The sequence below is a fragment of the Bifidobacterium scaligerum genome (assembly GCF_002802865.1).
In the GTDB taxonomy this organism is placed as follows: Bacteria; Actinomycetota; Actinomycetes; order Actinomycetales; family Bifidobacteriaceae; genus Bifidobacterium; species Bifidobacterium scaligerum.
This window is the reverse complement of record NZ_PGLQ01000001.1, coordinates 26305-40569: the sequence shown is the minus strand read 5'-3', so window position 1 is coordinate 40569 and position 14265 is coordinate 26305. Positions and strand designations below refer to the sequence as shown.

The 14265-nt window shown below is 57.1% G+C and carries 12 protein-coding genes; 4 read left to right on the top strand and 8 right to left on the bottom strand.

What is annotated here, in order from left to right:
- Positions 1 to 4: 4 nt before the first annotated feature.
- From CUU80_RS00160 to mraZ, 4 genes are read right to left on the bottom strand one after another with little or no spacing between them, the layout of a single operon-like run.
- Positions 5 to 1807: a peptidoglycan D,D-transpeptidase FtsI family protein gene (locus CUU80_RS00160; protein ID WP_100495352.1), complete on the bottom strand. Its 1803-nt coding sequence runs from the start codon at positions 1805 to 1807 to the stop codon at positions 5 to 7.
- Positions 1804 to 2256, bottom strand: a complete 453-nt coding sequence (gene ftsL / locus CUU80_RS10700) for a cell division protein FtsL (RefSeq protein ID WP_165775761.1) — start codon at positions 2254 to 2256, stop codon at positions 1804 to 1806. Before ftsL ends, CUU80_RS00160 begins: the two co-directional genes overlap by 4 nt.
- 6 nt (positions 2257 to 2262) lie before the next feature.
- The gene (gene rsmH, locus CUU80_RS00150; protein ID WP_100495351.1) at positions 2263 to 3357 is read right to left on the bottom strand and encodes a 16S rRNA (cytosine(1402)-N(4))-methyltransferase RsmH; all 1095 of its coding nucleotides are present in this window, start codon (positions 3355 to 3357) and stop codon (positions 2263 to 2265) included.
- A complete protein-coding gene (mraZ, locus tag CUU80_RS00145; RefSeq protein WP_243388609.1) occupies positions 3357 to 3806 on the bottom strand; it encodes a division/cell wall cluster transcriptional repressor MraZ in 450 nt (149 codons plus the stop codon). The genes rsmH and mraZ overlap by 1 nt, the downstream gene beginning before the upstream one ends.
- A gap of 411 nt (positions 3807 to 4217) precedes the next feature.
- Between mraZ and CUU80_RS00140 the strand changes: the two genes are divergently transcribed.
- Together CUU80_RS00140 and serA are read left to right on the top strand one after the other, a co-directional pair.
- On the top strand, positions 4218 to 6497 hold the full coding sequence (locus tag CUU80_RS00140) for a HelD family protein (RefSeq protein ID WP_100495349.1): 2280 nt from the start codon (positions 4218 to 4220) through the stop codon (positions 6495 to 6497).
- 11 nt (positions 6498 to 6508) lie between these two features.
- On the top strand, positions 6509 to 7708 hold the full coding sequence (gene serA / locus CUU80_RS00135; protein ID WP_100495348.1) for a phosphoglycerate dehydrogenase: 1200 nt from the start codon (positions 6509 to 6511) through the stop codon (positions 7706 to 7708).
- 316 nt (positions 7709 to 8024) lie between these two features.
- Here serA and nrdR read toward each other — a convergent pair whose 3' ends face one another.
- Both nrdR and CUU80_RS00125 read right to left on the bottom strand, forming a co-directional pair.
- Positions 8025 to 8465 (bottom strand): transcriptional regulator NrdR, encoded by a 441-nt coding sequence (gene nrdR, locus CUU80_RS00130; protein ID WP_100495910.1) that lies wholly within the window; start codon positions 8463 to 8465, stop codon positions 8025 to 8027.
- 241 nt (positions 8466 to 8706) lie between these two features.
- Complete coding sequence (locus tag CUU80_RS00125) at positions 8707 to 9078, bottom strand: LysM peptidoglycan-binding domain-containing protein (protein ID WP_243388569.1); 372 nt, start codon at positions 9076 to 9078, stop codon at positions 8707 to 8709.
- A gap of 148 nt (positions 9079 to 9226) precedes the next feature.
- Here CUU80_RS00125 and lexA point away from each other — a divergent pair, with 148 nt between their 5' ends.
- A complete protein-coding gene (lexA, locus tag CUU80_RS00120) occupies positions 9227 to 9946 on the top strand; it encodes a transcriptional repressor LexA (RefSeq protein ID WP_100495347.1) in 720 nt (239 codons plus the stop codon).
- Positions 9947 to 10163: 217 nt separating this feature from the next.
- Entirely contained in the window at positions 10164 to 11111 is a 948-nt protein-coding gene (locus CUU80_RS00115; RefSeq protein WP_100495346.1) for a cation diffusion facilitator family transporter, read from the top strand.
- 324 nt (positions 11112 to 11435) lie between these two features.
- Here the strand turns inward: CUU80_RS00115 and CUU80_RS00110 are convergent, their stop codons facing one another.
- Both CUU80_RS00110 and hflX read right to left on the bottom strand, forming a co-directional pair.
- The gene (locus CUU80_RS00110; RefSeq protein ID WP_100495345.1) at positions 11436 to 12398 is read right to left on the bottom strand and encodes an L-lactate dehydrogenase; all 963 of its coding nucleotides are present in this window, start codon (positions 12396 to 12398) and stop codon (positions 11436 to 11438) included.
- 212 nt (positions 12399 to 12610) lie between these two features.
- The gene (gene hflX, locus CUU80_RS00105; protein ID WP_100495344.1) at positions 12611 to 14116 is read right to left on the bottom strand and encodes a GTPase HflX; all 1506 of its coding nucleotides are present in this window, start codon (positions 14114 to 14116) and stop codon (positions 12611 to 12613) included.
- Positions 14117 to 14265: the final 149 nt, after the last annotated feature.

The following is a 14265-nucleotide window of genomic DNA, read 5'->3' as shown; positions in this document are numbered from 1 at the left end:
GACTTCACCACGTGACTGGAATAGCATTTTTACGGGCACTGGATACAGGCACCTCATACTTCTGCATAAGGAACTCACAAATCTGTGCGGACACAGGGCCGGCGGTCAGGCCACCATAGGTACCGTCAGGATCCTTCATCACCACGGTGACCGCATAGCGCGGATTGTCCGCCGGAATCACCACGGAGTAATCGGAGATGATGGACGACAATTTGCCGTCGGAACCCTGCACTTCTGCGGTACCGGATTTGGCCGCCATACGATAACCATCGACGTGTACGAATTTGCTGTAGCTTTCCGCCACCGATTCCATGGCATTCATCATATCCGAAGCCACCTGCTCGTCGATGATGCGCGTAGATTCGCCCTTTTTGGTCTGCGTGGTCGTGCCGTTGGCATCCGTAGTCGATTTGATGATGGACTGTTGCTCCTTGACCCCTTTGTTGGCTATCGTGGCCACCACGTTATTCAGCTGCATGATGTTGACCGTATATCCCTGACCGAACAGCACAGTGTTGCGTGTGCGCAGATCCCACGCGGAAGCCGAGGTCAGCCAGCCTGCTGATTCGCCAGGCAGGTTGAGCCCGGTGGACTGGCCGATGCCGAACTTGGTCAGATACTCATAACGCTGTTCGTCGGTGAAGTTCGAGGCGGCCATGATCATGCCGATGTTCGAGGAGTTCTGCAATATGCCGGCAAGCGTCCAGCGCTGGGTGCCATGGTCGGACGAATCCTGATAGGTCTGCCCCTCCACGGTCATATGGTCCGGCACTGTGAACTGGTCGGTCATCTTGTGCAGACCCGTCTGCAAATAGCCGGACATGGAGATCACCTTGCCCACCGAGCCGGGTTCGAACGTTTCGGACACCGCACGGGACGTACCCATCTTCGCCTCATCGGTACCGGCGGTCACCTCATCGCTGTCGGCCAGAGCCATAATCTCACCGGTCTGGACATCCTGCACCACAGCGATGGCCCAAGCGGCACCAAATTTGGATTTGGCTTCCTTCAGTGTCTTTTTGACATACCACTGAACGTCTCGATCGATGGTCAGATTCACGTCATCGCCGTTTTTGGCGGCCACCGATTCGGTCATGGTGCCGGGAATCTCCTCGCCACCGTTGCCACGCTGATAGGTCTCATGGCCGTCGGTGCCGGTGAGGGCATCGTTTTCGATTTGTTCGATACCGGCTACTCCGGTGCCTTCATCATTGACACCGCCGAGCAACGCCCCCATCAGATCACCGTCCGAATACAGTCGTTCACTGCTCAGCTCGCCCCATATGATGCCACCCAGATGCAAGGCCTCGATGCTACGCTTGACTTGCGGCGTGACGTCCTTCTTGAGAATCACGTATTGGCCGGTACCCGACAGGGCCGCCCCAAGTTCCATGGCATTCATGTCAAGCACACTGGCAAGCAGACGTCCTACTGCGGCCGCGCCGGTGGTACCTACCGGCTTGCCATCAATCTCGTGGCAGTAGTCACGGGTGTCGTCATTGCAGGTGATCGGTTTGAATTCCTGAGCGGCCTCCGGATTGCCCACTATCGTGTACCGTTCGACGCTCTGGGCGAGCACCGTTCCATTGGTGTCCAGAATACGCCCGCGCTTCGCGCTGAGTGTCACGGTCAACGTACGGCTGGCCGTAGCGGCCTGAGCGGTCTGTCTGCCGCCGATAAGCTGCGTGGAAGCCAGCTGAATCAAGCATGCCGTGGCCACCACGGCCAGCGCCGCGCCAATGGCGATGCATTTGCAGGCGAAGGTCTTCACCTTCGCGAACTGCACGATACGCTGCAAGGTCTTCACTGGGTTCCGCCTTTGCTGGATTGGTATCCATTCAAATCGATGGACACGGATCCCTGCTGGGGAACCATGCCCATATCGCTGGCCTTGTCGGGGAGGGAAGCGACCAGCTGATCCAGCTTGGCCTGATCGTCCTCGACGTCCTGGGTGAGTCGGCTGATATTCGCCTCGATCTGTGCCGCTTCGAACGAGTTCTGCACCATCTGGGTACGCAACATCAGCGCGCCGATCAGCGTGGCCATAAGAAACGCCACGGCGATAATGACGTGCACCAGCGGAGCAGTACGTGTGCGGGTCCATTCCAGAACCCGGGTCACCACGTTGCCGCTGGGTTCAGGGCGCGGATTGGAAATGACTCGCAGTTCCGGACGAGAGGAGGTAGTGGATGCTTTTGATTGGGGCCGATTGTGTGCCGGAGCCGCATTTGACCGAATGCTTCGTGCCATTGCCATGGGCTTTCAGCCCCTCCTCGTATGGTTCTTGATGTTCATCTGACCGCCAGTATGGCTGCCATGCGCTCGGTTTCGTCCCGAACGCCGTGCGTTTTCGTTGGGGTGCTGCGCATCATAGGCGAAGCGGCTTCTCCACCGTTCGGGGATCGGGCGGCTCACTTCCACGGCCCGCAAGCGGACGGAGGCCGACCGCGGGTTGAACGCGATCTCTTCGTCATCCGCCTTGATGGCACCGCGGGTGAGTTCTTTGAAGAACGGCTGCGCATCCGGCGGAATGACCGGCATACCGGCGGGCGCATCCACGCGTAAACCCTGCGCCATGAATGATTTGACGGTTTTGTCTTCCAACGAATGGTAGGACTCGACCACCAAACGTCCACCCACATTGAGGCGGTTCGCGGCCTGCGGCAGCGTGGATGCAAGTTTGTCCAACTCGCCGTTGACTTCGATGCGAAGCGCCTGAAACACCCGCTTGGCGGGATTGCCGGCCGGACGATGGGCCTGTGGCACCACTTCGTCGACGAGCTGATTGAGCTGCCCTGTGGTGGTCAGCGGCATGCGCGAACGACGGGTGACGATTTCGCGCGCGATCTGGCGCGAGAAGCGCTCTTCACCGTACTGGGTGAAGATACGCGCCAAATCCGCGGCGTCATAGGTGGCAAGAATCTGCTCGGCGGTCAAACTCTGGCTGACGTCCATACGCATATCGAGTGGGGCATTATGGGAATAGGAGAAGCCGCGATCGGCTTCATCGATCTGCAGACTGGACAATCCAAGATCCATAAATACGGCATCCACTCGTTCGATGCCGCGCTCGGCAAGCACCTGGTCAAGCTGGTCGAAGGCGGCATGCACCGGTATGAACCGGTCCGCCAGACCTTCCTGTTCCATTCGTTGAGTCGCCAACGCCAAAGCCTCACTGTCTCGATCAATGCCGATCAGTGTGGCCGAGGGAGCGGCTTTGAGGAAGGCCGTGGAATGGCCGGCAAGCCCCAAGGTGCAATCCACCGCTATCGCGCCTTCCCTGCGCAACGCGGGCACCATCAGATTCACGCAATCGTTGAGCAGCACCGGCTGATGAATCGTCGTCACATCCACCATCAGAACTCCACCTCCGGCAATACATCATCGGCAATATCGGAATATCCTTCTTCCTTTTCGGCCAGATAGGATTCCCATGCGTCCTTGTTCCACAATTCGGCGCGCGTACCCACGCCAATTACCACTACGTCCGACCCGAGATTGGCGTAGTCGCGCAACATTTGCGGCACCAGCACCCTGCCTTGTTTGTCCGGCTGCTGATCGACGGCACCGGAAAGAAATACACGCAAATACTCACGGGCGGCCTTGTTACCCACAGAAACTCGTTGGATCTGCGCGGCGATTCTGCGGAATTCGTCAAACGGCAGCAGATACACGCACCGCTCCTGACCTCGGGCCATCACCAGCCCCTGCCCAAGCTGCGCGCGAAATTTGGCGGGAAGCGCCATTCGACCTTTCGCGTCGATCTTCGGTGTATACGTGCCCAGCAGCAGGTTCAGGCCGGCCATCAGGTCGGATACGGAAGCAGAGGAGGAGCCTTGTGCGCCGGCACCGGTGCCGGCATCAATGTCAAGGGCATCATGCTCCTGTGCCATGGCTCCACCTCCCCTCGTTTGGATGCTTGAAAATACACTTCGACCGACTGGCTCACCACTTTACCCCACAATTCCCCATTTTTCCCCACACATACACGATTTGCGCACTCTTTTTGACGAAATCGGCTTATTTCAGGCATGTTGAGCGCTTCCCCAACCTGTTGAATCAAGGCCCGCACAAGGTGAAAACCATCACGACAGCCAGATATTCATCACGAATTCACTATGAGGAATCTCGGTCACCGCCCTCAACGTAGGGAGCGTGCGGTAAATTTGAATGCCTTGAGTCAGCAACCTCCAAGAAACGGAAACGAAGAGAACAGCATGTCGAGTTATGCCTCACAGCTCCATGAGGAGCAACAGGCCGTCGATCGCGCCTATGGACGTTTGGACGATTTGCGCGCCGAAATGTGGCAGCGCCTGAACACCGTCCGGGCTGCAGGATCCCATGGATCGCCCACACAGCGTACAGAACGCGATTCCTTTGCCACTATGTATGAGGACAGACTTACGCAACTACGCAGTGTGGAGGATCGTTTGGTGTTCGGCCGTTTGGACACCATGAACGGCACCCGACGTTATATAGGACGAATTGGGTTGTCCAGCACCGATCATGAACCGGTGCTCACCGATTGGCGAGCCGAAGCGGCACGCCCCTTCTATGAAGCCACGCCGTCCAATCACGGCGACATTGTAATGCGCCGGCATATCACGCTGAGCTTCAGGGAAGTAGTGGGCGTCGAAGATGAAGTGCTTGACGTGCACTCCGAACAGGTTGGCAAAGCCTCCGAATCCGGCACCTTGACCGGCGAAGGCGCATTACTCGCCTCCTTGAGTTCCCGCCGCACCGGCAAAATGACCGATATCGTGGCCACGATTCAGGCCGAGCAGGACCGCATCATCCGATCCGATATGAATCGCGCCGTGGTGGTGCAAGGCGGCCCCGGTACTGGCAAGACCGCTGTGGCGCTGCATCGCGCCGCCTATCTGCTGTACACGCATAGACGCAAGCTTGAGCACTCCGGCGTGCTGGTGGTGGGACCAAGTTCCACCTTCCTGCATTACATCGATCAGGTGCTGCCATCTCTGGGCGAAACCGGAGTGGTGTCCCGTACCATCGCGGATCTGATTCCCGGTATCACCGCCGAAGGTACCGATACCGCACAGGCCGCAAAGATCAAAGGCGATCGCCGCATGACACATGTGGTCGCCAACGCCATCGCTTCACGCATCCGGGTGCCGCAGTCGCTGCCCACCGTAACCATCAGCGGTATTCCGGTGCCGATGCTGGCCGCGGACATCGAGCAGGCGCAAGCCGACGCCAAACGTACTCGTCAGCCCCATAACAAAGCTCGCGAGACCTTCGTACGCTCCATGCTTGCCAGCATGTGCACCCGATACGCCGAGCAGCTTGACTACACGCCGGATCAGGCGGAGATGAACCGCACCCTGTCGCTGTTGCGCATGAACGAACAGATACGCAAGACCCTGAACCTGTGCTGGCTGCCGATGACCGCACCCTGGCTTATTGACCAACTGTTCGCCCGTCCGGAACGGCTCAAAACACTGGCCGGATGGATGAGCGATGAGGATATCGCAGCACTGGCTCGCCCGAAGGGCTCCCCCATGACCCGCTCCGATATTCCGCTGCTCGATGAGGCTATGGATCTGCTTGGCCCTGATCCCAAGACCGTCGCCAAGCAGGCGGCCGCCGATGCGCGACGTGCCGCCGAGGAACAATACGCCAAAGACACGTTGGCAGCCACCGGTCTCGGCCAGGGCATTGTCTCCGGACAGATGCTGCTGGACCAGATGAATGGGGACGTCTCTGAAATCACCGCGCAGAAAGCAGCGGCCGACCGAGAATGGACATATGGTCATATCGTGGTGGATGAAGCCCAGGAGCTGACCGCGATGGACTGGCGCATGCTGATGCGTCGCTGCCCGTCACGATCGTTCACCATTGTGGGTGACGTCGCACAGACCTCGGCGCTTGCAGGCACTCGTCGTTGGAGCAGGACCATGAACCGTCTCTTCGGGGAGGGCCACTGGGATCTCAATGAACTGACCATCAATTACCGCAACCCGAAAGAAGTGTCGGATCTGGCATCCCGGTTCGCGCAGTCCGAAGGACTGTACATCTCCACGGTGAACGCCGTCCGCACTATCGAAGACTCCGTATCCCGGCGTGTAGTCGCCGACCGAGATGCACTGCTGCACGAAACCGCCGTTCAGGCTGTACAGCTGGCCAAGGAGTTCGTATCCTCGGATGGCACAGGCCGTATCGCCGTGATCTGTCCGAATGAGTTGATCAAGCCAGTGCGCGACGCCGTTCGCGAGCAGTTGGCCGCAGCAGTTGACGAAGACGAGTTCCAGAGATTGACCGAGCAGCCCGCATGGGACGAACAGATCAGTGTCTGCGGTACCGAAACCGTAAAGGGACTGGAGTTCGATGCCGTGGTGGTGGTCGAGCCCGGCCTGATCGAAGACAGCGCACCGAGCCGTCTTGTGGCGGCTGCCGATCTGTATGTAGCCATGACCCGTCCGACCCAGCGTCTGGTTATAGTTCGGACAAAAGACGACGAAACATCATTGAATATCTAAGGTAGGGAATTATGCCCAAAGCACTGTTATTGGAGAACATCCATCCCGATGCGGCGAAATCACTGCGCGATCATGGATTCGAAGTCGAAACGATGAAGGGCGCGCTCAACGAGGACGAACTCATTGACGCCCTCGACGGCGTGGATCTGGTCGGCGTGCGTTCTAAGACCAATGTTACCGCGCGCGTATTGGAAGCTCGTCCGAAGCTGAGTGCGGTCGGATGCTTCTGCATCGGCACCAACCAAGTCGATCTCACGTATGCCGGCAAACACGGCATCGCCGTGTTCAACGCTCCTTATTCCAACACACGATCCGTGGTGGAACTGGTCATCTGCGATATCATCTGCCTGATGCGCCGCATCCCCGCCCATACCCACTACATCAAGCATGGTGTGTGGGACAAGTCCGCTTCCGGCTCCCATGAGGTACGAGGCAAGACGTTGGGCATCATCGGCTACGGTAACATCGGCTCTCAGCTGTCCGTACTGGCTGAAGCGCTGGGTATGCGTGTGGTGTTCTACGACATCGAAGAGAAGCTGGCCCTTGGCAACGCCCACCGTTGCGCTACGCTGAACGAGCTGCTGGAGCAGTCCGACGCCGTGACCTTGCATGTTGATGGCCGTAAGTCGAATACCGGATTCTTCGGTGAAGACCAGTTCGCCCATATGAAGCAGGATGCCATCTTCATCAATTTGTCTCGTGGCTTCGTGGCCGATTTAGGCGCACTCAAACAGCATCTTGATTCCGGTCATCTTGCCGGTGCCGCCGTTGATGTATTCCCCGTGGAGCCGAAGAAGAGCGGAGACCCGTTTGAGACCGCTCTGGCGAATGAAGACAACATGATTCTGACGCCACATATCGGCGGATCTACGCTGGAAGCGCAGGAATCCATCGGTCACTTCGTCTCGCAGCGCCTTGAAGATTATTGGTTCAAGGGATCGACTTCATTGTCCGTCAACATGCCGCAAATCAACTTGGGAGCATGCAAGGGCGTCTGCCGTATTGCGCATCTGCATGATAATCTGCCCGGCGTGCTGGCTCGCGTCAACCATGTGCTGGGTGAGGAGAATATCAATATCTCCTTCCAGTCATTGGCCACGGAAGGTGAGCTTGGCTATGTGGTCACCGACGTGTCCACCAAGCCGAGCGCCGACACTCTAGAGGCGCTGCGCAATATCGAAGGCACGATTCGCATGCGCGTGATCAGCTGACCACTGCACCATATATCGATAAAATGGCTTATGCGCTACCGGCCCCAGCAATGGGGGTAAGCAGCGCATAAGCCATTACTACTACCAGTCTCAAGTTGAGCCCGTGCGGCAATGAGCCGTATCAGAAGATCCTGCGCGCGGATCGGTGCAAGGACGCCATCGCACAGGGCAGTCGTCGCACAGAGCAGTCGTCGCACAGGGCCATCCACGCAGCCGCAATGCAACACTCACGACGCTACAGTCACAACACTCATTGTGGCGTCACGCATTAATTCATCACGCCGTAGATCGACACATCAGCAGTCGCCACATTACACTAGTCGCGCAACTGATCGATGGCGTTCTGGAAATCCTCCAAATTGGAAAAATTCTGATATACGCTGGCAAAACGCAGATACGCCACAACATCCAAATCCTTCAAAGGCTTCAATATGGCTTTACCCACCTCGTCGGATGTAACCTCCGCCAATCCACGAGAGCGCAAATCCTCCTCGACCTTCTGCCCGAGCATTTTCAACGCGTCTTCTTTGACGGGCCGCCCCTGACATGCCTTCCGTACGCCAGTGATCACCTTGTCCCGGCTAAACGGTTCTACGCCCCCCGACCGCTTGGTGACCAGCAGCATACTGGTCTCCACCGTAGTGAACCGCTTATTGCATTTCGGACAGACACGGCGACGACGGATGGAATGGCCGTCATCACTGATGCGGGTGTCGATGACTTTGGTATCTGGGTTCTGGCAAAAAGGACAATGCATGCCACAAGAATAACGTGCATGGTGGGAAAACCCATGTTCCTTCGGGGTTTCGCTATATCGAACACCACGTTGCCGCGTCATCGCCTCGCCGTCCATTGTCTTATAAGCTGCCTGATAAGACACCGCATATGAGAATCATCACCTCGCCAACCCTCACCGCGTCAGCCATACAGTCCATTAGCACTCCATCACCACACGGACCGTCACCACACGGCCCATCGGTTCATCGCAACGCAGTCCATCACCGTTCAACCGGCACAACAATGTGCTGGCCGACTCGCAGATTCCCGGAATCCAAATCGTTCAACGCTATTAATTCGTCCACTGTCTCAGATACATCCTGCCCGGCAGGAGTAATACGTGTGGCGTACCCCCACAACGTCTCCCCCGGTTGCACAATATGACTGGTCACCTGAGCAGCACCAGCATGATCATCCTGTTGCTGCCCGAGCATCATTCCCAACCCCATACCATAAAGCGCTACGAGCAACATCACAATACACACACCGGCATGCTTTGATCTGCTTCGACCAGCCACGCCACGCATCACACGATTTGACAGACCCACTTCGCGCCTGCCGCCACGCACCATTAACGCATGAGAAAACGTCATCGCCATCACCTCTCGAACATGTGTTCTATCGAACAAGTGTTCTTATCATGGCACAGATGTTCGACACTGTCAAACCGACACTCGAACAGATGTTTGATATTACGAATAATTCCGTTATGCTAGTGCTATTACCGAAAGGAGCCCGGACGTGAACACCTTGGCCTTCCCCGAACAGAGCAAGCCAGACGAGTCAGCATTGACCGACCGTCAGCACCGAGTGCTGGATGCCATACGCAAGCACATTGACGAACAGGGTTTCGCCCCCTCGTTCAGGGAAATCGGTGAAGCGGCCGGTCTCAAAAGCCCCTCCTCGGTCAAACATCAGCTCAAAACACTGGAAGAAAAGGGCTTCATTCGCGTGAATGCCAACAAAGGCCGCGCCATCGAAGTCATTGCCAGCGATGCAAACTCCCCCTTGGACGGCGAGAACAAATCCTCTCGCCCGAATGCCACCGCACAAATATTCCAATTCCCCACCGAACCGATTGACGACTCCCGCGATGTTCCACTGGTAGGTCGCATCGCCGCTGGCATTCCCATTACGGCTGAGCAACACGTAGAAGATGTCATGCGGCTACCTGAGCGCCTCACCGGCAGCGGAGGAACCTTATTCATGTTGGAGGTTCACGGCGATTCGATGGTGGATGCCGCCATCTGCGATGGTGATTTCGTTGTGGTCAGAGAGCAGAACACCGCAGTCAATGGAGATATCGTTGCCGCGTTGCTTGACGACGAGGCAACCGTCAAAACATTCCGCAAGGAAAATGGCCATATTTGGCTTATGCCGCACAATCCTGCATACTCTCCCATCGATGGCACCCATGCCACCATTATGGGCAGAGTCGTGACGGTGCTACGCAAACTGTAATTCGGAGACAAGTGTTTACGGACTTCATCTGTAGTACCGGCAGAAACGCCACAACAATCGTCAGAGCAACAAGCCCAGCGCTGTGTGCTACAGTGTCGCACAGCATAGCAGAACCCCGGCCAAACACCGGGGTCTTGTTGTATATGAACCATAACGGGAATGGTATTGAGAAGCGATTTCACTGCCGATCAATGCATTCGCGGCATGAAAGGATTCTATGACTCACGATCATTCCCACACACGGATATCACCCTCTACAGCCGAGGGGACGAAGGCACACAGACGCCGCCTCATCGCTACACTATGCGTGACCAGCTCCGTGTTCCTTATTGAAGTTGTAGCGTCAATATTGACCGGCTCCTTGGCGCTGCTGGTAGATGCAGGACATATGCTCACCGACATGTCGGTGCTGATAGCTTCGACCGTCACCGCTATTCTGATGCAACGCAAGCCGAGTAATACGAGAACATGGGGTTGGGCCCGTCTTGAGGTCCTGACAGCAGCTGCAGGCGCGCTAGTGCTTCTGATCGTCGGAATATACGCCTTGGTGGAAGCGGGCATGCGATTGTTCGGCGGCACACCGGACGGTATCGAAGACATACATCTGTTGCTCTTCGTGGGATTGCTCGGTCTGACGGCGAATATTATCTCCATATTCATCCTCGCTTCACAACGCGAAGACAATATGAACATGAAGGCCGCATTCCTAGAGGTCATGAATGATGCGCTTGGCTCTGTAGCGGTAGTGACATCCGCTCTCGTGATGCTATCTACTGGATGGAGCGGTTTCGATGCCGTTGCCGGTGGAATCATTGCGCTGCTGATGATTCCACGAGCCATCAAACTGTTGTCGAACGCAGTGAAGGTGTTGTTGGAGGAAACTCCTGAAGGGTTGGATTTGGATGCAGTGCGCACGCATCTGGAAAGTGTGCCGCATGTGGTGGCTGTTCATGATTTACATGCCAGTACGGTATCCACCGGCATGCCGATTCTCATGGCACATGTCGTAGTGGAACGAGGGCTCACCATGGATCAGGCGGCGCAGATCCTCACCCAACTGCAAGACTGCCTGCGCGAGCATTTCCCGGTTTCAGTCCCCCACACCACATTCCAGCTCGAACCGGAAGGCTATACCACGCCCTCAGCTGGCAATCTTCACGAATAACCGGAAAACAGTATCAGGACAGTATGAGTAGGCGCTGCTCGGACATCAAATCCGCGAAGCGCCTACTCATATCAATCAATGCATCAAGACATAGTCAATCGACGTAAGCAGTCATCCGGCCGCAAAGCGTACAAGCGCAATACCACGAACGAGCAGCTCGGCATATAAAAAATCGCTATATGCGCAATGCACATAGCGATTTCATCGTTATAACCAATCGTTCCACGCGTGCGGTCTCTAGTTGCGGCAGACGCAGACGTACAAAAGTACGCCAAACGCCAAGCCTGCCGCAACGACGAAGCCGCTCCGCAGAGCGATTATTGATCAGAAGCCGAACTGAGCGGCGGTTTCCTTCAGCGTCTCCGCAGAGCGCTTCAGAGCAGCGAGCTCCTTATCGGAAACCGGGGTGTTGATGGCGGTGTTGACGCCGGAACGGTTGAGCAGGGTCGGCACAGACATGCAGATGTCGGAAATGCCGTGGAAGTCCTTGAGCATGGAGCTCACCGGCAGGATGCGGTTGGTGTCGCGCAGCACGGCCTCGATGATGTCCACGCCGGACATGCCGATGGCGTAGTTGGTAGCGCCCTTACCGTTGATGATCTTGTAGGCAGCGTTCTTGACTTCCTGATGGATCTCTTCACGCTTGACGGCATCGAGCGGCTCGTGACCCGGCAGCGGGGTCCAGTCGCACATCGGGACGCCACCGATGGTGGCGGAAGCCCACAGCGGGACTTCGGAGTCACCATGCTCACCAGCAATGTAGGCGTGCACGTTCTTGACGTTGACACCGGTCTGCTGAGCGATCAGGAAGCGCAGACGAGCGGAATCCAGGTTGGTGCCGGAACCGAAGATCTGGTTCTCGGGCAGTCCGGAGATCTTCTGGGCAACATGGGTGGCAATATCCACCGGGTTGGTGATCAGCATGTAGATGGCATTCGGGGCGACCTTGACAAGATTCGGCATAATGGCCTGAAGAATCTTGATGGTGGCACCGACGAGCTCCAGACGAGACTGGCCCGGCTTCTGGCGCGGACCTGCGGTGATGACGACCATGTCGGCGTCACGGCAGATCTCCGGATCATCGGAGCCGTCGATGGACACGGTCGGGTAGAAGCTGGAGCCGTGCTGCATGTCGAGCACCTCGGCCTCCACACGCTCCTTGGCGATATCCTCAAGCACGATCTCACGGGCAACGCCGCGCTGTGCAGCAGCGAAAGCAAGGGTGGAGCCAACAGCACCGGCACCAATAACAGCAAGCTTCGTGGGCTTAACGGTAGTTTCCGCCATGATAGGTTAACCTCTCTTCAAAGGCGGTCTGCGACTTTGGGCAGGCCTAATCACTTACGACTTTACTGTATAAGCCCAGTGCGACGTTCCACACAGCGAACCGCCGTACAAGCATCACAAAACCATATATTTCCCAACGGCTGTTAGCGCTCACGGAATTTTCGCGTCCAACGTGGGCAAACTCGATTCACACTGTGATATTCGTCACCCGCTCAGCCGATGGCCTGATCGATCACACGCGCCGCCAGATGCGAATCCACATTCGCCTCCAGCTTGACACCGTCATCGCGATATTCCACCCGTTCCACCAAGCCGTATTCACGCACCTGAGACAACAACGAGCCCGCAGTGTAGGGCAGCAGCGCATCCACATGTACATGAGGCACCGGCAGCAGATCCTCCACCGCAGCACGCAACGAGTCGAGCCCCTCTCCACTGAATGCGGAGACGATATGAGCCTGCGGTTCCAGAGCCGCCAATCGTTCACGAGTCGCATCATCGATCTGATCCGCCTTGTTGAACGCCAGCACGCGCGGTATGGATGCAGTCCCTTCGATGTCAGCCAATACATCGTTCACCGCTTCGATCTGCGAGAACGGATCCGGATGCGAGCCATCCACCACATGCACGATGATGTCCGCCTCGGCCACTTCCTCCAGTGTTGACTTGAACGCCTCGACTAGCTGAGTGGGCAGCCGGCGCACGAAACCCACCGTATCCACATAGGCATAGGCACGTCCGTCACGGGTTTTTGCCCGCCTGACCGCCGTATCCAGCGTGGCGAACAGCGCATTCTCCACCAATTCGGCCGAGCCGGTCAGCCGATTGGTCAACGACGATTTGCCGGCGTTCGTGTACCCCACCACAGCCACTGTAGGCAATCCGAAACGTCGTCTGGACCCACGTTTGACCTCACGTGCGGGTGCCATCTCGCGAATCTGCCGCTTCAGACGGGCAATGCGCGTGCGAATCACGCGGCGGTCCATCTCGATTTTCGTCTCGCCAGGTCCACGTGAGCCAATGCCCGCATCGGCACCGGCCGCTCGACCACCGGCCTGACGGGACAGGGAACCACCCCATCCGCGCAGTCGAGGCAGCATGTATTCGAGCTGGGCGAGCTCCACCTGTGCCTTACCTTCACGAGAGGTGGCGTGTTGGGCGAAAATATCCAGAATCACAGCCGTACGATCGACCACTTTGACTTTGGCCGTGTCTTCCAACGCTCGACGTTGCGAAGGTGGCAGATCATCGTCCACGATGATGGTATCGGCCTCTTCCCTCGCCACGATATCCGCGATCTCCCGCGCTTTTCCGGAACCGACATACGTGGCGGCGTCCGGGCGCAGACGATGCTGCAACAGCCCGTCGCACACCACCGCGCCAGCGGTTTCGGCGAGCGCGGCAAGCTCCCTCAATGACTCCTCCGCCTTGGCCTGTGTGGTCTCGCGCGAAGACCACACGCCGACAAGCACCACACGTTCCAGACGAACCTTGCGGTATTCGACTTCGGTGACATCTTCGAGTTCGCCGAGCCCGGCCACATGCTTGAGCTCGTTGCGAGCCTCGCGTTCTTCCCACTCCTGATTGGTGTCTTCATGCCATCCCGAAGGACGTTGATTATCGTCAAGCAACACATCCGACTGTGAGGAAAGCACTCCCTGAGCGGTAATGCCGGAGCTGCCGTGGTCGATGTCGGTGTACTGGTTGTTGTCAGTCAAAGACGCCTCTTCAAATCAATGGTTCCCGATTCTTGTATGGCTTCTTATTATCATCAAATGAGGTGACATGCCCGATATGGGCGCAATACACAGAACTAATACACGGAACCAGTACACGGAACCAATACACAGAACAGTAACGAAACGGT

Bases quoted from the DNA above. Each gene is read 5' to 3' on its own strand.
- serA (WP_100495348.1), top strand. From the start codon at position 6,509: ATGCCCAAAGCACTGTTATTGGAGAACATCCATCCCGATGCGGCGAAA.
- mraZ (WP_243388609.1), bottom strand. From the start codon at position 3,806: ATGGCCGGCCTGAACCTGCTGCTGGGCACGTATACACCGAAGATCGAC.
- rsmH (WP_100495351.1), bottom strand. From the start codon at position 3,357: ATGGTGGATGTGACGACGATTCATCAGCCGGTGCTGCTCAACGATTGC.
- nrdR (WP_100495910.1), bottom strand. From the start codon at position 8,465: ATGCATTGTCCTTTTTGCCAGAACCCAGATACCAAAGTCATCGACACC.
- CUU80_RS00110 (WP_100495345.1), bottom strand. From the start codon at position 12,398: ATGGCGGAAACTACCGTTAAGCCCACGAAGCTTGCTGTTATTGGTGCC.
- CUU80_RS00115 (WP_100495346.1), top strand. From the start codon at position 10,164: ATGACTCACGATCATTCCCACACACGGATATCACCCTCTACAGCCGAG.
- CUU80_RS00140 (WP_100495349.1), top strand. From the start codon at position 4,218: ATGTCGAGTTATGCCTCACAGCTCCATGAGGAGCAACAGGCCGTCGAT.
- CUU80_RS00125 (WP_243388569.1), bottom strand. From the start codon at position 9,078: ATGACGTTTTCTCATGCGTTAATGGTGCGTGGCGGCAGGCGCGAAGTG.
- ftsL (WP_165775761.1), bottom strand. From the start codon at position 2,256: ATGGCAATGGCACGAAGCATTCGGTCAAATGCGGCTCCGGCACACAAT.